The 25,593-nt window shown below is 68.0% G+C and carries 22 protein-coding genes; 17 read left to right on the top strand and 5 right to left on the bottom strand.

All coding sequences use genetic code 11. The features are described 5' to 3' along the window. Positions 1 to 222: 222 nt before the first annotated feature. A complete protein-coding gene (locus BQ8008_RS07220; protein WP_108833422.1) occupies positions 223 to 819 on the bottom strand; it encodes a sugar O-acetyltransferase in 597 nt (198 codons plus the stop codon). 357 nt (positions 820 to 1,176) lie between these two features. Next, complete coding sequence (locus BQ8008_RS07215) at positions 1,177 to 1,392, bottom strand: DUF3107 domain-containing protein (RefSeq protein ID WP_108833421.1); 216 nt, start codon at positions 1,390 to 1,392, stop codon at positions 1,177 to 1,179. A gap of 251 nt (positions 1,393 to 1,643) precedes the next feature. Here BQ8008_RS07215 and BQ8008_RS07210 point away from each other — a divergent pair, with 251 nt between their 5' ends. The 3 genes from BQ8008_RS07210 (at position 1,644) to BQ8008_RS07200 (ending at position 9,597) form a co-directional block, all read left to right on the top strand. Beyond that, positions 1,644 to 5,261 (top strand): PD-(D/E)XK nuclease family protein, encoded by a 3,618-nt coding sequence (locus tag BQ8008_RS07210; protein WP_108833420.1) that lies wholly within the window; start codon positions 1,644 to 1,646, stop codon positions 5,259 to 5,261. Then, a complete protein-coding gene (locus BQ8008_RS07205; RefSeq protein ID WP_108833419.1) occupies positions 5,258 to 8,761 on the top strand; it encodes an ATP-dependent DNA helicase in 3,504 nt (1,167 codons plus the stop codon). Before BQ8008_RS07210 ends, BQ8008_RS07205 begins: the two co-directional genes overlap by 4 nt. Positions 8,762 to 8,865: 104 nt before the next feature. After that, positions 8,866 to 9,597, top strand: a complete 732-nt coding sequence (locus BQ8008_RS07200; RefSeq protein ID WP_108833418.1) for a hypothetical protein — start codon at positions 8,866 to 8,868, stop codon at positions 9,595 to 9,597. A gap of 25 nt (positions 9,598 to 9,622) precedes the next feature. On the opposite strand, the gene BQ8008_RS07195 is transcribed toward BQ8008_RS07200, so the two are convergent. After that, positions 9,623 to 10,891: a phosphotransferase gene (locus BQ8008_RS07195; RefSeq protein ID WP_108833417.1), complete on the bottom strand. Its 1,269-nt coding sequence runs from the start codon at positions 10,889 to 10,891 to the stop codon at positions 9,623 to 9,625. Positions 10,892 to 11,190: 299 nt separating this feature from the next. Here BQ8008_RS07195 and BQ8008_RS07190 point away from each other — a divergent pair, with 299 nt between their 5' ends. From BQ8008_RS07190 to BQ8008_RS07160, 7 genes are all read left to right on the top strand, one after another. After that, complete coding sequence (locus BQ8008_RS07190) at positions 11,191 to 12,441, top strand: CpaF family protein (protein ID WP_108833416.1); 1,251 nt, start codon at positions 11,191 to 11,193, stop codon at positions 12,439 to 12,441. Continuing rightward, complete coding sequence (locus BQ8008_RS07185) at positions 12,441 to 13,292, top strand: type II secretion system F family protein (RefSeq protein WP_108833415.1); 852 nt, start codon at positions 12,441 to 12,443, stop codon at positions 13,290 to 13,292. Before BQ8008_RS07190 ends, BQ8008_RS07185 begins: the two co-directional genes overlap by 1 nt. Continuing rightward, a complete protein-coding gene (locus BQ8008_RS07180; RefSeq protein WP_108833414.1) occupies positions 13,289 to 14,242 on the top strand; it encodes a type II secretion system F family protein in 954 nt (317 codons plus the stop codon). Before BQ8008_RS07185 ends, BQ8008_RS07180 begins: the two co-directional genes overlap by 4 nt. Positions 14,243 to 14,324: 82 nt before the next feature. Further along, positions 14,325 to 14,555 carry a hypothetical protein gene (locus tag BQ8008_RS07175; RefSeq protein ID WP_108833413.1) on the top strand — a complete coding sequence of 77 codons (231 nt, stop codon included), beginning with the start codon at positions 14,325 to 14,327 and terminating at the stop codon, positions 14,553 to 14,555. Positions 14,556 to 14,586: 31 nt separating this feature from the next. Then, entirely contained in the window at positions 14,587 to 15,015 is a 429-nt protein-coding gene (locus tag BQ8008_RS07170) for a TadE/TadG family type IV pilus assembly protein (RefSeq protein WP_108833412.1), read from the top strand. A gap of 128 nt (positions 15,016 to 15,143) precedes the next feature. Then, a complete protein-coding gene (locus tag BQ8008_RS07165; protein WP_234415278.1) occupies positions 15,144 to 15,578 on the top strand; it encodes a hypothetical protein in 435 nt (144 codons plus the stop codon). After that, a complete protein-coding gene (locus BQ8008_RS07160) occupies positions 15,575 to 16,114 on the top strand; it encodes a glycosyltransferase (protein WP_234415277.1) in 540 nt (179 codons plus the stop codon). Before BQ8008_RS07165 ends, BQ8008_RS07160 begins: the two co-directional genes overlap by 4 nt. Here the strand turns inward: BQ8008_RS07160 and BQ8008_RS07155 are convergent. Next, positions 16,006 to 16,362 carry a CBU_0592 family membrane protein gene (locus BQ8008_RS07155; RefSeq protein WP_108833411.1) on the bottom strand — a complete coding sequence of 119 codons (357 nt, stop codon included), beginning with the start codon at positions 16,360 to 16,362 and terminating at the stop codon, positions 16,006 to 16,008. The genes BQ8008_RS07160 and BQ8008_RS07155 overlap by 109 nt on opposite strands. 73 nt (positions 16,363 to 16,435) lie before the next feature. Here BQ8008_RS07155 and BQ8008_RS07150 point away from each other — a divergent pair, with 73 nt between their 5' ends. From BQ8008_RS07150 to BQ8008_RS07120, 7 genes are all read left to right on the top strand, one after another. After that, complete coding sequence (locus tag BQ8008_RS07150; protein WP_108833410.1) at positions 16,436 to 17,347, top strand: LysR family transcriptional regulator; 912 nt, start codon at positions 16,436 to 16,438, stop codon at positions 17,345 to 17,347. A gap of 93 nt (positions 17,348 to 17,440) precedes the next feature. Then, on the top strand, positions 17,441 to 18,562 hold the full coding sequence (gene prfB, locus BQ8008_RS07145; RefSeq protein WP_108833409.1) for a peptide chain release factor 2: 1,122 nt from the start codon (positions 17,441 to 17,443) through the stop codon (positions 18,560 to 18,562). 243 nt (positions 18,563 to 18,805) lie between these two features. Then, positions 18,806 to 19,645 carry a CPBP family intramembrane glutamic endopeptidase gene (locus BQ8008_RS07140; RefSeq protein WP_108833408.1) on the top strand — a complete coding sequence of 280 codons (840 nt, stop codon included), beginning with the start codon at positions 18,806 to 18,808 and terminating at the stop codon, positions 19,643 to 19,645. A 427-nt stretch (positions 19,646 to 20,072) separates the two neighbouring features. Further along, on the top strand, positions 20,073 to 20,756 hold the full coding sequence (locus BQ8008_RS07135; protein WP_159086780.1) for a CPBP family glutamic-type intramembrane protease: 684 nt from the start codon (positions 20,073 to 20,075) through the stop codon (positions 20,754 to 20,756). 225 nt (positions 20,757 to 20,981) lie between these two features. Beyond that, positions 20,982 to 22,664: an energy-dependent translational throttle protein EttA gene (gene ettA, locus BQ8008_RS07130; RefSeq protein ID WP_108833406.1), complete on the top strand. Its 1,683-nt coding sequence runs from the start codon at positions 20,982 to 20,984 to the stop codon at positions 22,662 to 22,664. Positions 22,665 to 23,018: 354 nt separating this feature from the next. After that, the gene (locus tag BQ8008_RS07125) at positions 23,019 to 23,441 is read left to right on the top strand and encodes a peptidase inhibitor family I36 protein (protein WP_087942227.1); all 423 of its coding nucleotides are present in this window, start codon (positions 23,019 to 23,021) and stop codon (positions 23,439 to 23,441) included. A gap of 250 nt (positions 23,442 to 23,691) precedes the next feature. Beyond that, complete coding sequence (locus tag BQ8008_RS07120; protein WP_108833405.1) at positions 23,692 to 24,396, top strand: M23 family metallopeptidase; 705 nt, start codon at positions 23,692 to 23,694, stop codon at positions 24,394 to 24,396. Between the two features lie 397 nt (positions 24,397 to 24,793). On the opposite strand, the gene BQ8008_RS07115 is transcribed toward BQ8008_RS07120, so the two are convergent. Continuing rightward, positions 24,794 to 25,573, bottom strand: a complete 780-nt coding sequence (locus tag BQ8008_RS07115) for an alpha/beta fold hydrolase (RefSeq protein WP_108833404.1) — start codon at positions 25,571 to 25,573, stop codon at positions 24,794 to 24,796. Positions 25,574 to 25,593: the final 20 nt, after the last annotated feature.

Genomic DNA, 25,593 nt, shown 5'->3' with positions numbered 1-25,593 from the left:
GTCTGAGCATGAGAGGGGAGACGGTGTAGGCCCCGCCTAGGACGAACCGTCCCAGAGGAAGTCCCAGGGCCAGCAACAGTTGCAGAACACCGTTGGCGAGGAACGAGCCGGCGCACACAGCCGCGATCACAGGTGACCTCATGAGAGCGACTGTACCGACCGGCTTCCCTACGACGGGAGGGCGAGGGATCAGTGCAGGTGACCTGGCGTCGGGCCGGGGTGTCAGTGGATCGGCCGATAGCCGGTGCGATCGGCGTCGGTCACGTCTCGGATCGCCTGAGCCGGGTTGCCCGCCGCGATGACACCAGGCGGGACATCGCGGGTGACGACGCTGCCTCCACCGACCACACTGCCCGAGCCGATGGTCGTGCCGGGGAGGACCGTGACGTTGCCGCCGATCCAGACGTCGTCGCCGATCGTGATCGGGAGGGCTCTGCAGGCGCCGTCGGCACGCTCACAAGGATCCAGCGCGTGGTTGGAGGTGTACAGGCCGACCTTGGGGCCCAGGAGCACGTTGTTCCCGATGGTTATGGGGGCGCCGTCGAGCATGATGCAGTCGAAGTTCGCGAAGAAACGAGAACCGAGGTGGATGTTGCGACCGAACTCGCACCGGAATGTCGGCTCGAAGTTCACCTCACGGCCCATCGACCCTACGATCCGACGCAGTAAGGGCTCTCGTTCTTCAACGGGCCGGCCATAGGAGCGGTTATACGCGTCGGTGGCTTGGACGGCCTCGACTCGCGCTGTGATGAGCTCGGGCGTCAGGTCGTCATACATCGCTCCGGTTGCCATGCGAGCGAACTGCTCCGTCAGGTTCATGCTGATCGGTCCTGTTTCTGCCGAGTCGGTTCGTCGCCTCAAAGAGCCTCGACCCGACCTGGCCTCGTAGCCGTTGGTGTGGGATCACGGTGAGGAGCCGAGCGGCTGTAACCGCCCGACTCCCCGGCCTTCCGGGATGTTGATCTCAGTGTCCTCGTAGGACGCTGAGCACAACGGTAGGGGCCCAGATCAACGGCGGAGTTGTTTGTTTGCTGTCCGCCAGATCTGGGCTCCTTGCGCGCTTGTCATCCTCACGATTGCTTTTGCTGTACGACTGTCATCCTCACGATTGCTTTTGCTGTACGACGGCGCCGCCTCCCGGCTTGGAAGACGGCGCCGTCGGCGAGAAGAAGAGGTTCAGATACCGAAGCCGACCCGGCGGGGCTCGGCCTCACCGAGCTCGACGTAGGCCAGGGAGCCGGCCGGGACGAAGACCTTCCTGCCCCTGTCATCGGTGAGGGTAACGGCCTTGGTCTCGGCGTCGGCCACAGCGGCCAGCACCTTGTCCTGCGAGTCGGAGGTCTCCAGCGAGAGCTCGCGGCTGACATGCTTGATTCCGATCGTGACCTGCATGGGACTCCTTCACATCGTCTGTGTGCCGTATTGAGCGGCGTGCCGCCCATCAGGGGAGAGGCGGCATGAACCTGCACCGATCCTAGAGGCGCCCGGGGCACGCCAGATGTCCGAGCACCCCTAAACCGCGCCGTTTCGCGCCACGCGGACACGTGTGCCATCGGCTTCTGGAGGGAGGCAAAGGGCTGTCGCCGATGACGATCCGTTAACGGCGTGCGTTTCATGTCAGTGACTCGTGGTGAGATGGTCCCATGTCCCAGGACCCGATCCGTCTCCTCCCACCTCCTGAGGTGCCGGAGCTCCCCACTGCCGACGCCGACGGCCGGAGAGTCCTGGATCACGCCGCCGAGGGCACCAACATCGTCGTCCTGGGGGCGCCTGGGACCGGTAAGACCTCGCTCGCCTTGAGGCTGCTGTCGGAGGCGGTCGCCGGCGGCAGGGACGCCCTGCTGCTCGCACCCACCCGCGCGCGTGCGGACGGGCTGCGCCGCCGAGCCGCCCACCTGCTGCGTGAGGGCTACGGCGACGGCGTCGTGCGGGTGCGCACCCCCGCGGCCCTCGCTCTGACGATCCTGACCACCTCGTTGACCAGGCGTCCCGGCCCACTGCCGCCACCGGTCCTCCTGGCCGGTGCGGAGGAGGACTCCGTCCTGGCCTCGATGATCAGCGCTATCAGCTGGCCGGGGCTCCCCGCCGAGGCGACCGGTTCGCGGGCCTTCCGCTCCGAGCTGCGCAACCTCCTGGCGCGCGCCGGAGAGTTCGGCGTCACCGCTGACGAGCTGGCTGATCTGGGGCGCCGGCTCAACATTCCTATCTGGGGGCCGGCCGCCCGGCTCCTGCGCACCTGGGACGCGCAGGGCAGGCCCAGCGCGGAACGCAGAGCGCAGACCCGCAAGATGGACACCGCCCGCCTTCAGGACCGGTCCGTCGAGGCCCTGCAGACGTGGGTCGCCGACGGCGTCACCGTCCCCCGTCCCGTCCCGGACCTCGTCATCGTCGACGACTACCAGGACTGCACGGCCGCCACCGCCAGGCTCCTGACGGCCCTGGCCACCCCGGACCCCGATGGGCATCGGGCGCAGATCGTGGTCCTGGGAGACCCTGACGTCGCGGTGGAGACCTTCCGCGGCGGCACACCCAGCCTGCTCATCGCCGCCGAGGACCACTCGGGGCTGGGGGCGAGCCGCCTGCAGCTGAGCACCTGCTACCGGGGCAACCCGGTGATTGCGGCGGTGGTCGCCGATCAGAGCGCCCGGGTCCCGGTGACGGGCACGGCCACCCACCGGCAGCCGACCCTAGCCCCCCGTACCGCGGCATCGCGCGTCTCCGGGGCGTCTGACGAGGGCCGAGCGGCGGCACCGACCGGTGTCGAGGCGATCCTGGCCTCCAGCACCTGGCAGGAACGTGCCCACGTTGCCCGGGCCCTCAGGCTCGAGCACGTCCACCACGGCACTCCCTGGTCGCAGATGGCCGTCATCGTCCGCAGCGCCGCCGACGCCGAGTCACTGGCCAGGGACCTGCGCAGACGGGGCGTGCCCCTGGCCTCCCGCACGCCCGCGGTACTCCTGCGCGCGGAACCCGCGTCGGCTGCGCTCCTGGACATCGTGCGCGCCGCCGTCCGCGACCAGCTGGGGGACGACGGTGAACCGCCGCAGCGGGAGGCCTCCGTCAACCTGCTCACCAGCCCCCTGGTAGGACTGACCACGATGGACCTGCGCCGACTGCGCCGCAGACTGCGCCAGGGCCCCGCCGTCGCGGGCAGCAGTGACGGCCGAGCCGAGTCCACTGAATCTCCTGAGCCAGCCGAGTCCACCACGGCCACCGAGGCCACCACCATGCCCGGTGCTCGAACCGGAGCCGACGCCGCCCTCCTGGCCCTGCTGGCCGACGTCGGTCAGACCGCTGCCTTCGCCCGGTCCCTGGACGGGGAGTCCCTCGGCACTCAGGCGAGCCAGCTCCTCACCGCCGCCCGGATCATCGAGGCCCTGCGCACCTGCCTGAGCGGCACACCCGCCCACGCACCCCGTGATGTCGAGGCACTCCTGTGGGCCGCCTGGGCCGCGTCCGGCCGGGCCGAGGCCTGGAGGTCCGTCGCCCTGCGCCCCTCCGGCAGCTCCGTACGCTCGCTGCTGTCCGAGGCCGCCGAGCACGATCTCGACGTCGTCACCACCCTGTTCAAGCGCGCGGAGGTGTGGGCCGAGCGCCACCCGGGCCAGGACGCGTCCAGCTTCCTGGCCGAGCTCGACGCCGAGGTCCTGCCCTCGGACTCCGTCGCCCCCCAGGGGCGGCGCCCGGGGGGCGTTGCCGTCATGACACCGGCGCGCTGCGCGGGCCAGGAGTGGGAGCTCGTCGTGGTCACCGGGCTGGAGCGCGACCGCTGGCCGGACCTGCGCCTGCGGGACTCCCTGACTCGCACCGGCCTCCTCGTCGACGCGGTTACCGACCGTCTGCCGGAAGGAGGTGACGGCCCGGAGGCCGCAGGTGAGGGCAGTGGGGCCATCGCGGCCGCCCGGGCCCAGGTGCGCGCCGACGAGCGACGCATGCTCATCATGGCCCTCTCCCGCGCCACCCGCCGTCTTCTGCTGACAGCCACCGCCGACGCCGAGCACGCCCCCTCACCGTTCCTGACAGAGATCGCCCAGGCCACCGGGATCCACCTGACCGACTCCGACGGCGCCCCGATCCTCACCCCGGATACCGGAGACCTCACCCTGCGCGGCCTGGTCGGGGAGCTGCGCCGTGCGGCCGTCGCCGGAAACCTGGAGACGGCCACCCCCACCGAATACCGGCGCGGCCGAGCCGCCGTCGAGCTGCTGGCCGATCTCGCCCGCCAGGACGTGCCCGGGGCCGACCCCTCCACCTGGATCGGTGCGGCAGGTCTCACCTCCACCACCCCGCTCGTCGCGGAGGGGGAGAGGATCCAGGTGAGCCCCTCCGACGTCGAGGGCCTGGCCGCCTGCCCGCTCAAGTGGTTCCTGAGCCGCAACGGCGGTTCGGCCCCCGCCAGCGACGCCCAGGCCCTGGGCAGTCTCATCCACGAGGTCGCTGAACGGGCGGAGAGCGAGCACCTGCGCGGCGCCGCCCTGCGGGAGGCCTTCGAGGAGCGCCTGGGTGACCTCGGTTACCCCGACACCTGGCTGGGGGGCCTGGCCGCTGACCGCGCCCGCGCCATGATCGAGCGCCTCGACGCCTACCTCAGCGACTGCGACGCCCTGGACATCCGCGCCGACGTCGAGCAGCCCGTTCGCGCCGACGTCGACATCCCTGTGCAGGTCCTCAGCCCCGAGCTCCGAGACCGGGCCGGGGCCCGGATACCCACCGCGGGGCTCGGCGTCGTCCCCGTCAGGATCTCCGGGCGCATCGACCGGCTCGAGCACCTGGCTGACCACGGGGGACAGGCCGAGGACCACCCGGACCGCCCGGACAGGAGCGGCAGCGTGCGCGTCATCGATCTCAAGACCGGGCAGCGCGTCCCCAAGGACGTCCAGCGCCACCCCCAGCTGGCCACCTACCGGCTCGCCCTGGCCTCGCAGGGCCGCGACGTCGTCGGCGGAGCCCTTGCGCTCCTGGGCAAGGAGCCCTCCAAGCGGTCCGGCGACGGCTATGTCCTGGCTCCGCCGGGCGCCGCGCTCGACCCCAGCCCCATGGTCTCGGAACCCGCGGACGGGTCCGGAGACGAGCCCAGCGACGGAGGCCTGGACGGCTCGGCCGAGGGCTCCAGCGAGTACTGGGCCGAGGACCTCGTGGCCGGCGCAGCGCTGGCCGGCCTGGGTCCCCTGCTCGAGGCCCGCACCGGCGATCACTGCCGCACCTGCATGGTCAAGGACTCCTGCCCCGTCCAGGTCGAGGGAAGGAGAGTCGTCTCATGACCCCCACTGCCTCCCGCGAGCTCACCCCGCAGGCGCTTGCAGCCTCGCTCGGGATCCACACCCCCACCCAGGAGCAGGCGCGCGTCATCTCCCACCGACTGAGCCCGCTCCTGGTCGTCGCCGGTGCCGGCTCGGGCAAGACCGCCACCATGGCGCAACGAGTCGTCTACCTGGTCGCCACCGGGCAGGTCCGTCCCGACCAGGTCCTCGGCCTGACCTTCACCCGCAAGGCCACCGCCGAGCTGGATCAGCGCGTCGCCTCCCGCCTGGCCAGCCTCGGCGCGGCCGGCCTTCTCCCGACCGCTCCGGAAGATGACGGGAGTGCCGGGGACGCCACCGATGCCGGTGAGCCGATGATCGCCACCTACAACTCCTTCGCCGGCTCCCTGGTGCGTGACCACGGCCTGCGCATCGGCGTCGACCCCGACTCCGCCCTCATCACCCAGGCCCGCTCCTGGCAGATCGTCACCTCCCTGCTCGAGGCGCGCACGTTCCCGCTCCCCAGCGAGAGCCTCATCCACAACGCGAGCGCCGCCCTGGTGCTGAACGACGCCCTGAGCCAGAACCTGCTGACCATCGATGAGGCCGCCACGGACCTGGCCGACCTGACCGAGCAGTTCACCGCGCTGGCAGCCATCAAGGGCTGCAAGACCCTGGTCGATAAGGCCCCTGCCATCATGAGCGAGTGGGAGGCCCTGCTCGACGTCGTCGCCGAGCTGCACGACTACAAGCGCCGCCACGGCCTGCTCGACTTCGGTGATCAGATCGCCCTTGCCTGCACCGTCGCCGAGTCCGTCCCCGAGGCGGCCGCCCAGGTGCGGGCGCAGTACCCCGCCGTCCTGCTCGACGAGTTCCAGGACACCTCGGTGGCCCAGGTCCGGCTCCTGTCCGCCCTCTTCGCCGACTCCGGGGTGACCGCCGTCGGCGACCCCCACCAGGCCATCTACGGGTGGCGCGGCGCCAGCGCCGGGGCCCTGGACACCTTCCACCAGCGCTTCAATCCCACCGGTACCGCCCGCCTCGCCTCCGGGGCGCCGTCGGCCGACGTCGCCCCCGTCCTAGAGCTGTCAACCTCCTGGCGCAACGATTCCACTATCCTCGAGGTGGCCAACACCGTCTCCGAGCCCCTGCGCTCCGGCGTCGTCCGGGACGGCGACCCGGTGGGGGAGCACATCGCCGTCGCCCCCCTGCGAGCCCGACCCGTCGCCTTCGGCCTGGAACCCGGGACGGTGCACGGCGCCTTCCTCCAGGACCCCGTCGAGGAGGCCCGCACCGTGGCCGCCTTCCTCGCCGAGCGCTGGTCGCCCAGCGCCGAGATGGCCGTCCTGTGCCGCACCCGCGCACAGATGGAACCCATTGCGGCCGAGCTGGAGGCGGCGGGCCTGCCCTACACGATCGTCGGCCTGGGCGGGATGCTCTACGTCCCCGAGGTCGCCGACGTCCGTGCCCTGCTGACCGCCGCCTCCAACCCCGAGCGCGGTGACCGGGTGGTCAGGCTCCTGACCGGCTTCGGCATCGGTGCCGGAGATCTGCGCGCCCTGGCGACGCTGGCCAGCGAGGTCGTCCGCTCCGCCCCGGAGACGAGCCGGAACGGTGCTGAGGGCCGAGTCCCCCAGGACGAGGCCGACTCCCCACTGCTCAGCGAGGCCCTGGACACTTTGCTGCGATGGCATGAGGAGGGGAGAGAGGGCGCAGTGCCCGCTGCCGTCGAGCTGACGCCGGCGGGGCTGGCCGTCGCGCTGCGCACCGCACGAGCGATCAGACGCGTCCGGGAGGCCATCGCCCTGCCTCTGCCCGACCTCGTCGCCCTGGCCGAGCAGGTCCTCGACCTCGACATCGAGATCGCAGCCCGGGTCGGCGACCCCATGGGGCACCGGGCCCTCGACTCCTTCCAGGAGACGGCCCTCGCCTTCGCCGCTGACACCGACGCCGCCACGCTCACCGGGTTCCTGGAGTGGCTCGACGCCGCCGAGGAGCACGAGGACGCCATGACCGCCCCCGAGGTCGATCCCTCGCCCGGAGCGGTCCAGCTCCTCACCGTCCACGCCGCCAAGGGCCTGGAGTGGGACGTCGTCGCCGTACCCGGCATGAATGAGCAGGTCTTCCCCTCCTACACCAGCGGCGTCAAGGATGATCTGCGCGTGGTGGAGACCGGCTGGATGGGCAGCACCTCGACCTTCCCCTTCCCGCTTCGGGCCGACGCCGACGACCTTCCCCCCTTCACCGTCGGCGACCTCAACCCTGCGGTCACGGACAAGCCCCTCCTGACCGAGACGATGAACGCCTACAAGGAGGCCCTGGGCCGCCAGAGCCTGCGCGAGGAGCGCCGCCTGGCCTACGTGGCCTTCACCCGGGCCCGCCACGAGCTCCTCCTGACCGGTTCCCACCTGTCCAAGACCGCCTCCAAGCCCCGCCGGCCCTCACGATTCCTCACCGAGCTCCGCCGGCGTGACCTGCTCGCCCCCTACGGAGACGGCTGGGTCGACTTCGATGAGTCCCGCCCCAACCCGCTGACAGCCCTCACCCAGGTGGGCACCTGGCCCCTGGACGCCGGCGAGCCGGAGGCGCTGGGTGCTCAGGAGCCTGGCGCTGGGGGATCGCGCGACGACGGGGGAGCGGATACAGACCGCGCTACCGCCTTGCGCCGAGCCCGGCGCGCGGCTGCCGCCCAGGTCGCAGCCGCCATGGGCGGGGCCCGCCCCACCGAGCAGGCCACTGAGCAGGCTCCTGCCGAGCCTGAGCCAACGCGCCCGGGCCTGGGACTGGAGGCGACTGATGAGACCCTGCGGCGCTGGCAGCTTGAGGCGGGTCTCCTCCTGGCCGAACGCGCACGCGCCTCAGCCGCTGTCCCCACCGTCCGGCTTCCCGAGCACCTGGCCGCCACCCGCCTGGACGACCTGCGCGCCGACCGCAGGCGATTCGTCCTCGACCTGCGTCGGCCGCTTCCACCCGAGCCCCGCGCCGCGGGCCGGCTCGGAACCGTCTTCCACGACGCCGTCGCCCAGCGCCTGAGCGCACGCGGCACCCTGTTCGGCCTGGGGGAGGCGGGTGTTCCCGACAACCTCGACCCCCTGGACCGGCAACGAGTTGAGCGCTGGCTGGAAACGGCCGAGAACCTGCCGCTCCTGGCCGACTACGTCCTGGTCGACACCGAGATCGACAGGGAGATCACCATCGGCGCCACCACTTTGCGCTGCCGCATGGACGCCGTCTTCCGCCGCCTGGATGGGACCGGCTGGCTCATCGTCGATTGGAAGACCGGGCGCCGCCAGGTTCCCGTGGACCAGCTCAGCGTCTACGTCCACGCCTGGGCGGCATCCCAGGGCGTCCCCACCAGCTGCGTGTGCGCCGCCTACGTGTACGTCGACTACCCCGAGGGCCGCGTCGACGAGCTCACCGCCGCGGGCCTGCTCGACCTCGACCAGATCGAGTCAGCTCTGACACCGGGCTCCCCACCCGACGAGATGACACCTCTTCCCGCACCCGAGCAGCAAGGCTAACGTCAACCTCAGGGCCGCCCGGGCTCGGCCGCTCGACCAGAAGCACGGCCGGTCCTGGCCCGGCGCACCGACTCTTCGCACCCGACGCCGCAAGGAGAACCCACATGCTGGTGACCTGGTCGATTGTCGCCTTCCTCATCAGCGCCCTGTGCTGGATCCTCGGCGACGCGCTCATCGTCGGTTTCCGTCGGCCTGACCGGCACGAGCACGGCGAGTTCATCGACCTCATGGGGGACGACGCCTACGCCTTCTACACGCGCGTCAACGAGCCTCGCCTGCGATGGGGCGCGCTGGTCGCCAACTACTCCATCCCGCTCATGCTCGCCGGTCTCTATGCGCACTGGGTGCTGTTGCGCGGATCGCCGGTGGGGATGGCGGGCGCGGTGCTGCTCGGCGTCGGGTTCAGCCTCTCGCCCCTGGCCCACGCCTCCTTCTACCCGCTCGCTCTGGCCTCGGAGCGCGCCCACACCGCCCATCAGGCGTACACAGCCGCCAGGGCGGCGAGCAGCGGGAAGGAGGACAGCGAAGGGCCCGATCCCGCCGCCCTGGAGCACGCGCGCAGGCTCTACCGCTTCCTCATGCAGGCCTGGGGCCCCGCCATCGGGCTGACGGCGCTGGGCTGGCTCCTCGTCTGCATTGCTCTGGGCTCAGGAGCCACCGCCTTCCCTCGATGGTCGCTGCTCCTGACCCCACCGGTGCAGGCCCTCCCGTGGTACGCCCTCACCCGCCTGCCCTATCCCGGCAAGCCACTGCTGGACGGGGCCCTGTTCAACATCGTCAACCTGGTGTGGGCCATCGCCTTCCTGGCACTCATGAGCCACAACCCGCTGACCTGATCCCGGGCGAGGCGCCGACGCGGCGTCAGTCGTCCTCGTCGTCGACGCGCACCATCACCACCGGGTTGGTGACCGCGTCGGGCTCCGCGGGCTCGCGCTCCCCGGGCACCGGCGCCAGCCGGGGCGAGGCCTGCTCCACCAGCGGGGCGTCACCCACCTGTGCGGCCAGGTCCTCCAGCATCGCCACCGCGTCATTGATGACCGGCTTGTCCCCGGTCCTCACCCCGTGCAGCAGCCAGCGCGCCAGGCTGAGCTCACTGACCAGCTCGGCCCGCTCACGCAGGTGCCGGTCGACTCCCTCGGAGCGGGCGATGTCGTAGGCGTCCTCAATGGAGTCCAGGCAGTCCACCGGCGCCGAGGAGTACACCCAGGCCAGGTCCTCGGCCGGGTCGCCCACGTGCGCCTGCGACCAGCCGCGCACGGCCACCACCGAGCCGCCGGCCACCAGCACGTTCTCCTCGGCGAGGTCGCCGTGGACCACGGTGGGGCGGAAGCGCCACAGTGCCGTGTCCTCCAGGGCCTGCTCCCAGCGCCCCAGCAGGGTCGGCGGGGTCTTGCCGGTCGTGGCGGCGTCGTCCAGAAGGCTCAACCAGCGCCGACGCACCTCCTCAGCGTCGTAGACCGGCATCCCCGCCTCGGAGATCACCGTCACCGCCAGCTCGTGGATCTCGCCCAGGGCCTTGCCCAGCCCCGCCGACATCCCCGGGCCCGGACGGAGCGTCTCGACGGGGATCGGCTTGCCCTCCACGTGGGAGCGGACCTGGATGTGGGCGCCCTGCTGACGCAGGGACCCGCTGACGCGAGGTACGTCGAAGGAGAGGCGCCCGTCGTCGACGACCCGGCCGATGCGGCGCAGCACCTCGGCCTCCGCCTCCAGGGACGCGCCGACGGCGTCGGTGCGCGCCTCATGCACCTCCCAGTGCCGCCCCTGGGTGTCGATGACCCCGGTGATGTGCCGCTCCGGCGTCTCGGACTGCGGCAGCGCCAGCCGAGCCGGGTTGAGGCCGGTGACGGCGACCGTCGCCATCGCGGCCAGCGCGAGCGCGGAGTGATGAGGGCGAGGGCCGGCAGCGGGCTGGGCGGCCGGCGGGACCGGCTGACTGTCCTTCGGGGGACCGGCAGACGCGCCGGGTAACGGGGCGACAACGACGGGCGCACGATACTCGCCGTGGTCGTCAGCACTCGGAGCCGCAGCACGCTCGACGTCGGAGGCCGCCTCGTCGGTGAGGCTGTTGGCGCCAGCGGCGACGTCGGTGATGTCGGGGTCGTCCGGGGACTGCGGAGGCTGTGACATGGTCCAACCGTAGGCGACAGGTCCTACATCCCGCAGGACAGCCGCGCACGTCCGCTGGCGGCAAACGTCGAAACCTGTGGGAACCGGCCCGACGAACGCCCAAGGCCCTCCGAGTTATCCACAGGCACTGCCGAGGTAGTGGCCATTTCGTGATCAGGTGCTCTAGAGTTCATTCGTGACACCGGTCACCGACCGTCCGGTGCGTAGGAGTTCACCGCCGAACACCTGCGCCGACCCCGCGAACATCCTCATTCGCCCTACTCATCCCATTCGCACAACCACACGCGCTGAGAGGCATCATGGACGCTGCCGATCTTCTCCTGACGGAGGTTCGTGAGCTGGTTCGCGCTCGCGGAATCGACCCCCTCAGGGACATCTCCGCCCTGGAGCAGCTCGTCACCGAGGCCGAGGACGACTACCTGCGGCGCTCCGACGCCGGACTCGTCCCTCCGCTCATCGACCCCGCCGGCGCCCGCTCCCACGTGCTGGACTCCATGGCCGGACTGGGGCCGCTCCAGAGCTACCTCGACGATGAGTCCATCGAGGAGATCTGGGTCAACGCCCCCGGCCGTGTCTTCATCGCCCGCTCCGGGCGTCCCGAGCTGACCACCACGATCCTGGAGAGCGAGGACCTCGCGGTCCTGGTCGAGCGGATGCTGAGGGCCTCCGGTCGCCGTCTGGACCTGTCCAGCCCCTTCGTCGACGCCCAGCTGGCCGGAGGGCAGCGCCTTCACGTCGTCATCCCGCCCATCACCTCCCAGCACTGGGCGGTCAACATCCGCAAGCACACCTCCCGGGCCTCACGCACCAGCGACCTCGTGCGCATGGGCTCACTGACCAACCAGGTCGCGGCCTTCCTGGACGCCTCCGTGCAGGCCGGTCTCAACATCCTGGTCTCGGGGGCCACCCAGGCGGGAAAGACCACGATGGTGAGGGCCCTCGCCGGCGCCATTCCCGGTGGGCAGCGGGTCATCTCCTGTGAGGAGGTCTTCGAGCTGGCCCTGAGGAACCGTGACTGCGTGGCCATGCAGACCCGGCCGCCCAACCTCGAGGGCGTCGGTGAGATCAGCCTGCGTCGTCTGGTCAAGGAGGCCCTGCGCATGCGCCCCGACCGTCTCCTCATCGGAGAGGTGCGTGAGGCCGAGGCCCTCGACCTGTTGATTGCAACTAACTCTGGACTTCCTTCCATGTGTACGGTCCACGCTAATTCCGCGCGAGAAGCGGTCATCAAGATCTGCACGCTGCCGCTGCTGGCGGGGGAGAACGTCTCCAGCGACTTCGTGGTCCCCACCGTCGCCAGTGCCATCGACCTGGTCGTCCACCTCGACCTGGACCGCCACGGGCGCCGCACCGTCAGAGAGGTCGCGGCACTGTCCGGCCGGGTCGAGAACGGTGTCATCGAGCTCTCCGACGTCTTCCGCCGCGACCCCGCCGGCAACCTCGTGCGTGGTCCGGGCGCGCCCAGCGGCGCTGAGCGCTTCAGCCGCGCCGGACACGATCTCACCGCCTTGCTGAACCGCCACCCCTCCAGCGGCGAGGAGGTCTACTGATGGGCGCGATCGCCGGGCTCCTGGCAGGTGTGGGGATGCTGCTCATCTGGATGGCCTGCACCTCCGACCCGCCCCAGTGGCGCTCGAGGCGGTCCCGTCTCCTGGCCGACATCCTGGTCCAGGCCGGCGCCGGCCGTACCAGCCCCACGATGTTCGTCCTGGGCTCGATCGGACTGGGGCTGCTCGTCGGCATGGTCTTCCTGGGGATGTCTCGGGCGTGGCCGGTGGCGGCCTCCTTCGCCGCGATCTTCACCGTGGTCCCGTTCCTCGTCATCTCCTCCCGCGCCCGCGCCCGCCGCACTCGCCTGCGCGAGGTGTGGCCGGAGGCCGTCGACACGCTCGTCTCCGGCGTCCGAGCCGGCATGAGCCTGCCGGAGGCCCTGACCAACCTCGGCGAGCGCGGACCGGAGGCCGTCCGCCACCAGTTCCGGGCCTTCGCCACCGACTACGCCGCCACCGCCCGTTTCGACAGCTCCCTGGACCGGCTCAAGGCCCGCTTCGCCGACCCCGTCGCCGACCGGATCGTCGAGGCCCTGCGCCTGGCCCACGAGGTCGGCGGCACCGACCTGGGCACGCTGCTGCGCTCCCTGTCCCAGATGCTGCGCGAGGACATGCGCACCCGTGGAGAGCTCGAGGCGCGCCAGTCCTGGACGGTCAACGGCGCCAAGGTCGCTGTTGCCGCCCCGTGGCTCGTCCTGGCGCTGCTGTCCACCCGCCCGCAGGCGGCCGCCGCCTACGCCACCACGACCGGCGCCGTTATTCTCCTGGTCGGCGCTGTCGTCTCGGTCATCGCCTACCGGCTCATGCTGCGCCTGGGGCGGCTCCCCGAGGAGGAAAGGATGCTGCGATGACGCCGATGAACGTGATGCTCGCCGGAGGGCTCGCGGGCCTGGTCGGGGCCATGGGGGTCCTGACCATCATCTCGGCCGTGCGCCGACGCCGCCCCACCCTCATGGCCCGGCTGGAGCCCTACGTCCACCAGCAGCCCAGCACCTCGGGGCTCCTGACCGCTCCGGCGGGCCTGGCCTCCGACGGCCGCACCGTCGTCGGCCTGCTCATGGCCACCACGGCCGGCGTTCTCAACCTGGGCAGGCTGATGGACTCCCTGGGGTCCTCTGCCGAGTCGGTCCGTCGACGTCTGACGCGCTCCGGCTCGCCTCTTGGCCTCGACCAGTTCCGCCTCCAACAGGTCCTGTGGTCGACGACGGCGCTCCTCCTCGTCCTGGCGGTCGGTGGCCTGGTGGCCCTGCTCAGATCCGTCAACGTGCCCGCACTCGTCGTCCTGTCCGCCATGGCCGTCGTGGCCGGGGCGGCCGCTCGGGACTGGTGGCTCAGCCGGGCCGTGGCGAAACGGCTCTCACGCATTGAGGCCCAGCTGCCCGACGTCGTCGAGCTCCTCGCCCTGGCCGTGGGAGCCGGTCAGGGGCCGGTGGCCGCCATCGAGCGCGTCGTCGCGCTCGGGCACGGTGAGCTCATCGACGAGCTGGGCGTCACCCTGACCGACATCCGTTCCGGCACGGTTCTGTCCACCGCCCTGGACCATATGGAGCGCCGGGTCGGCTCCGTCCATGTCACCCGCCTGTGCGAGGCGATCGTCGTGGCCCTGGAGCGCGGCACGCCGCTGGCCGAGGTCCTGCGCTCCCAGGCCACCGACGTGCGTGAGGCGGCACGTCAGGACCTCATGGAGGAGGGAGGCAGGCGTGAGATCGCCCAGATGGTTCCCGTGGTCTTCCTCGTCCTGCCGATCACCGTCCTGTTCGCCCTGTTCCCGGGGCTGTTCGTCCTGCGGCTGGGGGTGTGAAGCGTATCCGACCTCCTTACCGCCGAATCTCCTCGCCCATCGTCCGCTCAACCAGATTCCCGCCTGTCAACAAGGAGTAGCCATGAAGCGCACCATCCTTCCCCCGTCTCGCCCGCCTCGTGTCGGCTCCAGGCCGCGGTGGACCGGCTGCCTGACCCGGATCGACCTGGGTGACGAGCGCGGTGACGTCCCCGGCTGGGTGCTGGTCACCCTCATGACCGCCGGCCTCGTCGTGGCCCTGTGGACGGTCGCCGGCAGCACGCTGACCGAGGTCTTCCTCAACGCCATCGCGAAGGTGACGAGTGCTATCTGACCGGTCTCGGCGCCTCCTCCCGACACTGCGCATGAGCCGCACCACCTCCCGACACCGCCATCGCGTGATTACTCGGGAGGAGTCGGGCTCCGCCGTCGTCGACTTCGTCATGGTCGGCGCGCTCGTCGTCTTCGTGTTCGTCGCTCTTCTCCAGGTCACCCTGGGCGTCTACGCACGCAACGTTCTCACTGACGCCGCCGGCGACGGAGCCAGGCGAGCCGCTCTGGTCGGGGGCACGGAAGCCGAGGCGCAGCAACGGGTACGGGTTCTGTCCGACGCCGCGCTGCGCCACGGCTACGTGGACACCGTGACCGTCTCGCGTGTCCACTCCGGAGACCTGATCATCGTTGAGGTCACGGTCAAGGCGCCCTTCCCAGTTCTGGGTCTCTTCGGCCCCGGAGGGACCCTGACGGTGACGGGGCACGCGATCGACGAGTCCTCCCTGGTCCGAGAGAGGTAGCCGCCGTGGCCGCGCCGAAGGTCCTCGGACAACTCGTCCCAGCGTTACCGGGAGAAAGGTCTGCACCAACGGCCGCTCAGCGGGGACGGCGCGCTGCACGCCGACTCCGAGACGCTTTCACAGACTCCATGCACGACGCCCGGCGGCTCCTGAGCCGGGAGGAGGGCAACGCCATCGTGGAGTTCATCGGGTGGAGCGCCGTTCTGGTGGTGCCCGTCCTCTACCTCGTGGTCACCCTCGCCCAGATCCAGGCCACGACCTTCGCCGTCTCCTCTGCGGCTGATGCCGCCAGCCGCGTCCTGGAGGTCGATGACTCGCCGTCAGCAATGGACAAGGCCCAGGTGGCGACGGAGCTGTCACTGTCCGATCAAGGGCTCGACGCCGACTCCGAGGGCTCCCTGACCGTCACCTGCGCCCACGGCTGCGCCAGGGGGCAGGCCGCGATCGTCAAGGTCGCCGTCGGTGTGGACCTGCCCGGCTTCGCCTCCCTGGGGATCGGCCGCGACGTCGTCGTGGTGGACACCGAACGAGCCATCACCTTGCCGGGCAAGGAGGAGCCATGAGAGCTCGGCCGGTTCCAGCGATGACTCTTCGACGGGCCCGGGAGCTGGCGCGGCGCCTGCGCCGGGAGGAGGACGGTCAGACGCTCCTGCTGGGTGTCGGCCTCATCTGCGTGGTCCTCGCCCTGCTGTTCGTCGCGGCCTCGGCGACGGCCATCTACCTCGACCTCAAGACCCTCACCTCGCTGGCGGACTCGGCCGCCGCCGCAGGCGCCGACGGCCTGGAAGAGGACTCGTACTACGGGGGCAACGGAACAGACACGGCGCCCGCCGCCCTGACCGACGCGCAGGTGCGAACCAACGCCGCCGCCGATCTGTCCGCCCAGCCCTCTGCGGCCAGGCTGGAGGGGGTCACGATGATCAGCGCCCGGGCCGATCCGGTGGCGGTGATGGTGAAGCCGTCGGCGGGGACAAGGCGGAGTGGGCGCCGTCAGGCCTGCTCGACGAAGCTCGTCGAGATGGCGGGGGAGGGGCGTCGGTGCCAGTGCATCCGGGCCCGCAGTTCCTCCTTCTGCCGGCGCGAGAGCTGGGCGATGTAGGCCCGCTTCACCGTGAACAGGATGTTGATGCCCACCAGCAGGTAGAAGGCGTTGGCGATGACGCTGGGCCAGGCCCCGGAGCTCGCGCAGTTGATGGTCAGCAGCACGGAGCCAATGATGTTGAGGGCCTGGTACTTGAGTGAATCTCCCGCGATCGTGCCCTTGGAGACCAGGAAGTAGGCCACGAGGAGCGCAGCGGCACCGATCCAGCCGCCGAGAGAGATGAGGGGGGAGAGCGCGTCGTTCACGGAACCGATTCTTGGCCCGTCCTCCGATGAAGGTCAATCGCATCTCTCTGCATGAGGGATGTAGATTTACTTCATGCGCGTGCTACCTCAGAGGCTATCGGTTCTATTGGCCGTCCACCGAGCCGGAGGAGTCGTCGCAGCGGCGGATATCCTTCACATCACGCCGTCCGCAGTCTCCCAGCAGATTCGCCTGCTGGAGCGCGAGTGCGGCGCCCGGGTCCTGGACCGAGCGCCCGCCGGAGCCGTGCTCACCGCGGCCGGCAAGGTTCTGGCGGAGGCGGCCGAGCGCATTGAGGATGAGCTGACCACCGTGCGCCGTGAGTTGGCGGACCTGGACGACTCCATCCCCTCCGGTGTGGTGCGTGTGGGCAGCTTCGCCTCCGCCGTCCGTGCGCTTCTGCTGCCCCTGCTGACCTCGTTGGCGACCACCAGCCCCGAGCTGGAGGTCGTCGTCGAAGAGGTCGAGGAGCGCAGTGCCCTGTCCAGGCTGCGTCGGGGCGAGCTCGACCTGGTCCTCATTGAGCGTGACGAGCACACGCTGCCGGCCGCACCCCGGGGTATGGCCGACATCCCTTTGCTGGACGAGTCCTGGCTCGTCGTCGTGCCGGCCGAGCAGGCCGCCCCCTCGACTCTGGCGGACCTGGTGCGGGCCACCTGGATCGACCTGGCTCCGGGAACTGCGGGAGCCTTCGCCCTGGACCGTCTGGAGCGCCAGCTGGGGACACCGCTGACGATGCGGCACGTCGCCTACGACTACGACGTCGTTCTGGCCATGGTCAGCCAGGGACTGGGCTGCGCGCTCCTGCCCGAGCTGGCCGTCTACTCCGGGCTCGTGCCTGACGAGCTCAGCGTCGTGCGCCTGCCCGGGCTGGGGGTGCGCCAGCTGGTGGTGCGCCACCGCTCGACCCGCACCGAACCGAGCCCGGCGACGCGCGCAGTGCTCGAGGCGCTGCTCGCCCAGGCCCAGGGGCTCGAGCTGGGATGAGGTTCGACGGCGGGCAGCCTGGAACCGACGAGGGCGACAGACCGAATCCATCCCGACGGCGTCCCCGGCGCGTTCTGCCGTAGACTCGCCTTCGTGGCCACTGACTTCTCCGCTGAGATCGAACGACTCCGACACACCTACGCGTCCATCGCCGCGGTGACCGACCCCGAGGCCCTGCGCGCCCGCATCGCTGAGCTCTCCGAGCAGGCCTCCGCCCCTGACCTGTGGGACGACCCCGACTCCGCCCAGGTGGTCACCTCGGCCCTGTCCCACGCCCAGGCCGACCTCAAGCGGGTCGAGAGCCTGGGGGAGCGCATCGAGGATCTCGAGGCCATGGTCGAGCTCGCCGGTGAGGAGGAGGGCGAGGACGCCGCCGAGATCCTCGCCGAGGCCGAGGCGGACCTGACCGCCATCAGCAAGGACCTCTCCGACCTGGAGATCCGCACACTGCTGAGTGGCGAGTACGACCCGCGCGACGCCGTCATCACCATCCGCTCGGGCGCCGGTGGGGTGGACGCCGCCGACTTCGCCGAGATGCTCCTGCGCATGTACACCCGCTGGGCCGAGCGGCACGAGTACCCCGTCAAGGTCCTCAACACCTCCTACGCCGAGGAGGCGGGCCTGAAGTCGGTCACGTTCGAGGTCCACGCCCCCTACGCCTACGGGACTCTGAGCGTCGAGGGCGGCACGCACCGTCTGGTGCGCATCAGCCCCTTCGACAACCAGGGCCGCCGTCAGACCTCCTTCGCCGCCGTCGAGGTCATCCCGCTCATCGAGTCCACCGACCACATCGACATCCCCGAGGCCGACATCCGCGTCGACGTCTTCCGCTCCTCAGGACCCGGCGGTCAGAGCGTCAACACCACGGACTCCGCCGTGCGTATCACCCACCTGCCCACGGGACTGGTGGTCTCCATGCAGGATGAGAAGTCCCAGATCCAGAACCGCGCCGCCGCCATGCGCGTCCTCCAGTCGCGACTGCTCCTGCTCAAGCAGCAGGAGGAGGACGCCAAGAAGAAGGAGCTCGCCGGGGACGTCAAGGCCTCGTGGGGGGACCAGATGCGTTCCTACGTCCTCAACCCCTACCAGATGGTCAAGGACCTGAGGACCAACTTCGAGGTCGGCAACCCCGACTCGGTGTTCGACGGCGACATCGACGGCTTCATCGACGCCGGTATCCGCTGGCGCAAGCAGCAGGAAACGGCTGAGGACTGATCGGAACGCTTCCTCGGAAGCATCACCATCGTCAGGGATCCCCCGGAGGGATCCCTGATTCCTTTTCTGCCTGTCCCTGATTTTTCCGGCCTGCGATTGAGGGTGCAACATGGTGGGCGTACCGTGAATTTCATGAGCGCATCGCATGGAAAACCTCGGACGGCGGTCAACTCATCAATATTCTCATCTCTCGAGTCTCCGGATCTCAGTGCATATCGATCAGATCAAGATCGTCGACTAACCGTGAGTGGAAAGGTATTGCGCGTCATCGTCGCGATTGCGACGATGTTCGCTTGCGCACTCACACCACCTTTGTTGAAGCAGATTCCTGCGATCCAGTCATTCGTTCTCGCACATGAGAATCCCGATGATCTGTTGGAGTCTTTCGCGGTGGGGGCTTGTGTGCTGTTGATCCATGGGGCAGCGGTGGTCCTCGCTCTTGTTCTGTGCTACGTCCTGCGCCGCACGCTCGACCGAGGCCGTCATGTCCGTTTGTGCCTGCGTATCGATCGTCGCGCCCTGCTCTGGCTCACTGGGATGGTGCTGGCTGCGCTCGTCGTGGAACTCGCAGTGGCCGGCATCATTCATGCGCTCGGTCTTGCCGGTGGTGATCAGCCCACACCGCAAGGGCCGCTGTGGCTCGTGGCCATCGAGTCCTTCTCGATAGCTTTTCTCCTCCAAGGAGCTCCTGAGGAGATCGTATGGAGAGGGTGGCTCTTCTCCTCGCTGGGTGAGACGCGTTTCGCGGCGGCCGCCAGCGTCCTCGGATTCACCGTTCTTCATCTTCTCTCTCAAGGAGGACAGCAGAATCTCCTTGAGCACATCACCTATCTCGCCTTGCCGTGTGGATTCGCGGTGGCGGCGATGATTGTCCGAATCGTCTCCGGCTCGACCTGGGCGGCGATCGGCGTGCACGGAGGGATCCACCTGGTGAACTACTACGTGGAAGGCTCCCTGCATCTTCCCACTGGAACGGTGACCTGGGTGCTTCAAGGCCTGCTCTGGGCTGCGGTAGGTGTCGTGATTCTTGTGTTCCACCGACGTCAGTGGCGGTTGGCTGGATCCTCATTGTCGGAGTTGTGAGGTGTCGATGATCGCCTCAAGCGGGGAGGAGGTCGACGAGAGGACGTGCGTTGTTCATGGATATGTATTGGTTCATGGGATATGAGGATGATGAGGCTGTGACGAAACTGGGTGGGCAGCACATCTTGTGTAGAGCAGGGAGGACTAGCCTGAGTTGTCTCAGGGAGATTCCGAATTTATCTTCGATGCACGATTGGGGCTGATTGTGATAAGCAACACTGCTAATGTTGGGGGCATGAATACCTCGCGATCTCCAGCACCCACCCCTGCCCCAGTAAACGATCTCTCCCAACGACGTCGGTTTCCCGGCCGTTTAGGAACGGTCCTGCGCGTTGCACTCGCAGTAGTTGTCATGGCAGCAGGCGTTCTCGTGCTCCTTCCCCTGGTGCCATTCGGAGTGCTCGGGAAGGCGGATAGCATGGCGGGGGTGGCAATCGAGACTGTGGCGATGTCCGGATCATCCTTGTTCGTTCTGCTTCTGACCTGGTTGGTGGTAACCCGGCTGGATGGGAGGACCCTGAGTGATCTGCGCCTGCGGGTCGATCGGCGCGCCATGGTCTGGATGCTGGCCATGATGGTGGTGGCGGTGGCCAATGTGGTGATCGTGGGGGCTGTGATGAACCTGCTTGGGATCGAGTCCACCGCCGAAAGGATCAAGGATCTGCCCCTCCCCATCGTCGGGGCTCTCGTCCTCCACCAAGTGAATCTTGCGTTTCTGCTCCAGGGGTTCCCGGAGGAGCTCGTGTGGCGGGGCTGGCTCGTCAGGTCGTTGGGTGATGGGCGCATCGCCGGAATCACTTCGGTCATCGGTTTCACGCTGATCCACCTCATCTCCAAAGGCGGGCAGGAGGGCTGGATCGAGCGCATTCTGTATTTGGCAACTCCCTTCGGCTTCGCTGTCGCGGCGGTGGTGGTCCTATGGGTATCGGACTCGACGTGGGCGGCCGTCGGCGTGCACGCGGGCTCCCACATGGCCAATCTGGTTTTGTTTGTCGTGCCGGTCGATAGGACTCATCCTGTGGCCTGGGTGCTTGAGGGTGCCCTGTGGCTGGTGGTGGCCGGTGTGATCTGGTTCCTGGCGCGACGCCGCGCCCTTATTGCCTCCCACTGAGTCATCTGCGCTTCACTCGCGGTACGGCGCTTTGGGTGGTTGGGATGATGGCCGCGCCCGGTGTTACGACGGCGATGGCCCGGCGTGCACCGTCTCACCTCCGCCGTCGTCGCCATTGCTTCAGGGCTCCCTTAGGCTTGGCCACGGTGCGCACGGACGGTCCGATCGGTCGCCGTCGTCGCGCAGAACTTCCGCTCACACCCTGACGAAAGGCGCAGACGAGCAGTGGCTGAGTACATCTACCAGATGATCAAGGCGCGCAAGGCCCACGGCGACAAGGTCATCCTCGACGACGTCACCATGGCCTTCCTCCCGGGAGCCAAGATCGGCATGGTCGGCCCTAACGGCGCCGGCAAGTCCTCCATCCTCAAGATCATGGCCGGCATCGACCAGCCCTCCAACGGCGAGGCCCGCCTGACCCCTGGGTACAGCGTCGGCATCCTCCTCCAGGAGCCCCCGCTCAACGAGGACAAGACGGTGCTCGGCAACGTCGAGGAGGGCGTGGCCGAGATCAAGTCCAAGCTGGACCGCTACAACGAGATCAGTGCCGCCATGGCGGACCCGGATGCCGACTTCGACGCCCTCATGGCGGAGATGGGCACCCTCCAGGACGCCCTGGATGCTGCTAACGCCTGGGACCTCGACTCCCAGCTGGAGCAGGCCATGGACGCCCTGCGCTGCCCGCCGCCGGACGCCGAGGTCAAGAACCTCTCCGGCGGTGAGCGTCGCCGCGTGGCCCTGTGCAAGCTGCTCCTCGAGGCCCCGGACCTCCTCCTCCTGGACGAGCCCACCAACCACCTCGACGCCGAGTCCGTCCTCTGGCTCGAGCAGCACCTGGCCAGCTACCAGGGCGCCGTCATCGCCGTCACCCACGACCGCTACTTCCTCGACCACGTCGCCCAGTGGATCGCCGAGGTCGACCGCGGCCACCTCTACCCCTACGAGGGCAACTACTCCACCTACCTGGAGACCAAGGAGAAGCGCCTCGAGGTCCAGGGCAAGAAGGACGCCAAGCTCGCCAAGCGCCTCAAGGAGGAGCTTGAGTGGGTGCGCTCGTCGGCCAAGGGACGCCAGGCCAAGTCCAAGGCCCGTCTGGCCCGCTATGAGGAGATGGCCGCCGAGGCCGAGCACACCCGCAAGCTCGACTTCGAGGAGATCCAGATCCCGCCGGGTCCCCGCCTGGGCAACCAGGTCCTGGAGGCCACCAACCTCAACAAGGGATTCGACGGACGCACCCTCATCGACGGGCTCTCCTTCACCCTGCCGCGCAATGGCATCGTCGGTGTTGTCGGCCCCAACGGCGTCGGAAAGTCCACCCTGTTCAAGACCATCGTGGGCCTGGAGCCGCTCGATGGCGGAGAACTCAAGATCGGTCAGACCGTCAAGCTCTCCTACGTCGACCAGTCCCGAGCCGGCATCGACCCCAAGAAGACCCTGTGGGAGGTCGTCTCCGACGGGCTGGACTACATCCAGGTCGGTAACGTGGAGATGCCCTCGCGCGCCTACGTCGCCTCCTTCGGCTTCAAGGGGGCCGACCAGCAGAAGCCGGCCGGCGTACTCTCCGGCGGTGAGCGCAACCGCCTCAACCTGGCACTGACCCTCAAGCAGGGCGGCAACCTCATCCTCCTGGACGAGCCCACCAACGACCTCGACGTCGAGACCCTGGGATCGCTGGAGAACGCCCTGCTGGAGTTCCCCGGCTGCGCCGTGGTCATCACCCACGACCGCTGGTTCCTCGACCGTGTGGCCACCCACATCCTGGCCTGGGAGGGAACCGAGGAGAATCCGGCCAGCTGGTACTGGTTCGAGGGGAACTTCGCCTCCTACGAGGAGAACAAGGTCGAGCGCCTCGGACCCGAGGCGGCCCGGCCCCACCGGGTCACCTACCGGAAGCTGACCCGGGACTGACTCCTGAGTGAACGAGTTCCGGCTCGATCCGCCATCTCAGACAGAGACGCCATTCTTTCAGCCGACTGGCTGAGGGGATGGCGTCTCTGTTACGGACAATGAGGGCGCCGAGTCATGGTGCTGGAACCGTTATCGCCGGAGACTCTCAGACCTGCACCAGGAATGGTGGTGCCTGCGTCGGCGCGACTCAATTCAGAAAATTAGTCATAATAGTGTTGGGAGTAGGTGATCGTCAAGGGGGATTGACCGCTCTGGCGTGATTTACAAGGTGGCTTTTAAGGTTTTTTCAGGCGGTAACCTTATGTGGCCGGGTTACCGTCTTGAGCACTCCGCCACTTTGAAAGGACAATTATCATGGGTGCAACAATGGCTCGCCGTATCGCAAGTGCCGGCTCACTTCTCGCACTCGCCGCCGGCGCTCTCCTGATTCCGACCTCGACAGCAAGTGCCGCTGAGAGAGACGGTGTCTGCGACGCCGGAGAGGTCTGCTTCTACTACAACACCGATGGGCATGGATCGATTGCCGACTTCAATGGGTCCATCCCCAACTATGGGGGAAGTCAACCCAACTGCTATGAGTTCAGGGGAGCTGGCAACGGGCAAGGAAAGTGCGTGAAGAACAACGCGGCCGCGGTCTGGAACAGGACGGGCACGCAAGTGGTTGTATACTACAACTCATACTTCTGGGGGGATAATGAACTTATTCCCGATGGTAAGTTGGTCAACCTCAAGCCTGGCCTCAAGAACAACAACGCCTCCCACAAGATCTTCTGGTAAGTTGGTGATCCTCAAGCCTGGCCTCAAGAACAACTCCGCCTCCCGCAAGTTCTTCTATCCCTCGTGGTGATGAAGTGACTGAATGTCCCTCTTCTAGATCTGGTGAAGGGACATTGGTGATAGTGGCGCCAGTCGGCTCCGGAAGGTGTCGGCTGGCGCCACTGTCACGATAAACACCCCGATTGCGTCTCGCGCATCTTGCCCGGCGACATTGACTGTGCATAGAGTGTCGTACGTTGGAAGGTGCGTGATGAGCAGGAAGACGCCCGCCTTCATTCCCGAAGGCGGTGTGATAGGCAGGCTCCCGTTCGACGGGCGGTGGCTGAGCGAGGTCAGTCCCACGCGCCGCGTCCCGAGCCACGGGACCGATCTGTTCGGCACCACTTACGCGCTCGACTTCGTCGCCGTCGACGATGACGGTCGCACGGCGCCTGCGCGCAGCATACGCACGGTCCTCGCCACCGAACCGCCGGAGCTCTTCTACGCCTTCGGGCGTCCCCTGTACTCGCCCGTAGCAGGAACCGTGGTGTCTGTCCACGACGGCGAACCCGACCACGAGGCGCGCCGCTCGATCCTGACGCTCATCCCGTACGGGTTGAGTCAGCCCCGGAGGATTCGGCGGGGACTGACCGCGGTCCTTGGGAATCACGTCATCATCCAGGTTGCGGAAAGCCCTTATTGCGTTGGACTCGTGCACCTTCAGCGAGGCTCTGTTCAGGTGTCGCCTGGTGAGCGGGTGTGCGCCGGCGATCAGATCGGCAGATGCGGCAACTCCGGGAACTCCACGCAGCCCCATCTCCACATTCAGGCGATGGACAGCCCTGATCCCTACGCCGCGAAGGGTGTGCCGCTCCGTTTCGACGAGTTCCGGCAACGCGGTCCAGAACAAGGTGCCCCGTGGTCGCTGTGCGAGCAGGTCTGCCCCGAGCAGGGCTCAGTCATCGCTCGACTTTGATGTGACGCCATAGAATGAACCTCAGATCTGGCGTGATGATCCGTTGCGGGGCTGCTGCGGCCCGATTGCGACGAGAAGTAGGGGATGAGCCTACGGTGCGGTGCGCCGGTTCTGATCCGGGACGTGCTTTTCCGGCGAGGACTGCGTCTTCCTGCAAACCTCTGAGGTCCGGTGGCAGTCGTTTGTAGGAGAAGTACGTCCTGGATGGAAAACGCAGTCCCCAACCCGCACCATTCCGGTGTCCACACAGCGGACATGAACGCTGTGGTGACGTTGGGGGCCAAGCAGAACTCCCGAGATTCCGGGGTCGTCGTCCAACCGCATCTACTGTGGAGTCAGCCATGTCCGCTGTGTGGACACCGAGTCGCTGACGCGACGCGGGAGAAAAACAAAGGCATCAGTTCGGATCATTTAATGAGAGGAATTTTGCGACCGAGGCATGAACTTCTGGATTTCCGGCCCAGTATGCATGCCTGGCGTCCGGAATCATGAATACTTCCGCATTTGGGATTCGATTTCCAAGGATTGCTGCGTTGCCAGGATCGGAGATAGGGTCGTTCGTGCCGTGGAGGATCAAAGTGGGGGCCGTAATGTTTTCTGGGGCCGGCCCGTCAGGGCGGTCTGAGGCCTTGCTGTGGATGCTCATTGCTTCTGGTGAATGAGGCGCGGGGAAGACGCTGGTGGCTTGTTGAGGATTTGCTGCGATCCAAGGATCCGGATAGAAGAGTGAAGCCAGTGCGCTTGGGTCGCCGGATGCTAGGGCCGCTGCTCCAGTGGTAGGGCGAGGTAGTCCAGTTCCGTCACCAGCGCTGGTGCCCCCAATGGTGAGTGTAATAATGCGGTCTGCATGCTCCGCTCCGAGCCACTGAGCAATTCTTCCTCCCATTGAGTGTCCGTAAACGTGCGCCCTATCGATACCTGCGTGATCGAGGATGGTTACTACATCCTTTGCGAAATCTCTCGTCGACCATTCTGAGTTCAGCGGCGCTGTGTTCTGGCCGGTGCCTCTGTGGTCAAGGAGTACGATGGTTCGATTGGTGAATTCGTTGAGAACGGAGTCCCATCCGTGGTGGTCGAGTCCCCTTCCTTGGATAAGCACTAATGGAGCTTTGGGTGATGATGTGTTTCTTATGGAGTACCAAAGGCTGCCGCCGTTTGACAGTGTCACAGAAGTCATGATTCGATCATATCATGAAA

This window comes from Actinomyces sp. Marseille-P3109 (assembly GCF_900323545.1).
Classification (GTDB): Bacteria; Actinomycetota; Actinomycetes; order Actinomycetales; family Actinomycetaceae; genus Actinomyces.
The sequence above is the reverse complement of the archived record's forward strand: the minus strand, read 5'-3'. Positions and strand labels throughout refer to the sequence as shown.

What these genes read in the sequence shown, in the direction of transcription:
- BQ8008_RS07120 (WP_108833405.1), top strand. Translation starts at nt 23,692, where the DNA reads ATGAGCAGGAAGACGCCCGCCTTCATTCCCGAAGGCGGTGTGATAGGC.
- BQ8008_RS07180 (WP_108833414.1), top strand. Translation starts at nt 13,289, where the DNA reads ATGACGCCGATGAACGTGATGCTCGCCGGAGGGCTCGCGGGCCTGGTC.
- BQ8008_RS07175 (WP_108833413.1), top strand. Translation starts at nt 14,325, where the DNA reads ATGAAGCGCACCATCCTTCCCCCGTCTCGCCCGCCTCGTGTCGGCTCC.
- BQ8008_RS07195 (WP_108833417.1), bottom strand. Translation starts at nt 10,891, where the DNA reads ATGTCACAGCCTCCGCAGTCCCCGGACGACCCCGACATCACCGACGTC.
- BQ8008_RS07190 (WP_108833416.1), top strand. Translation starts at nt 11,191, where the DNA reads ATGGACGCTGCCGATCTTCTCCTGACGGAGGTTCGTGAGCTGGTTCGC.
- BQ8008_RS07185 (WP_108833415.1), top strand. Translation starts at nt 12,441, where the DNA reads ATGGGCGCGATCGCCGGGCTCCTGGCAGGTGTGGGGATGCTGCTCATC.
- BQ8008_RS07150 (WP_108833410.1), top strand. Translation starts at nt 16,436, where the DNA reads ATGCGCGTGCTACCTCAGAGGCTATCGGTTCTATTGGCCGTCCACCGA.
- BQ8008_RS07165 (WP_234415278.1), top strand. Translation starts at nt 15,144, where the DNA reads ATGCACGACGCCCGGCGGCTCCTGAGCCGGGAGGAGGGCAACGCCATC.
- BQ8008_RS07170 (WP_108833412.1), top strand. Translation starts at nt 14,587, where the DNA reads ATGAGCCGCACCACCTCCCGACACCGCCATCGCGTGATTACTCGGGAG.
- BQ8008_RS07215 (WP_108833421.1), bottom strand. Translation starts at nt 1,392, where the DNA reads ATGCAGGTCACGATCGGAATCAAGCATGTCAGCCGCGAGCTCTCGCTG.
- BQ8008_RS07210 (WP_108833420.1), top strand. Translation starts at nt 1,644, where the DNA reads ATGTCCCAGGACCCGATCCGTCTCCTCCCACCTCCTGAGGTGCCGGAG.
- BQ8008_RS07115 (WP_108833404.1), bottom strand. Translation starts at nt 25,573, where the DNA reads ATGACTTCTGTGACACTGTCAAACGGCGGCAGCCTTTGGTACTCCATA.
- BQ8008_RS07125 (WP_087942227.1), top strand. Translation starts at nt 23,019, where the DNA reads ATGGGTGCAACAATGGCTCGCCGTATCGCAAGTGCCGGCTCACTTCTC.
- BQ8008_RS07205 (WP_108833419.1), top strand. Translation starts at nt 5,258, where the DNA reads ATGACCCCCACTGCCTCCCGCGAGCTCACCCCGCAGGCGCTTGCAGCC.
- BQ8008_RS07160 (WP_234415277.1), top strand. Translation starts at nt 15,575, where the DNA reads ATGAGAGCTCGGCCGGTTCCAGCGATGACTCTTCGACGGGCCCGGGAG.
- BQ8008_RS07220 (WP_108833422.1), bottom strand. Translation starts at nt 819, where the DNA reads ATGAACCTGACGGAGCAGTTCGCTCGCATGGCAACCGGAGCGATGTAT.
- BQ8008_RS07200 (WP_108833418.1), top strand. Translation starts at nt 8,866, where the DNA reads ATGCTGGTGACCTGGTCGATTGTCGCCTTCCTCATCAGCGCCCTGTGC.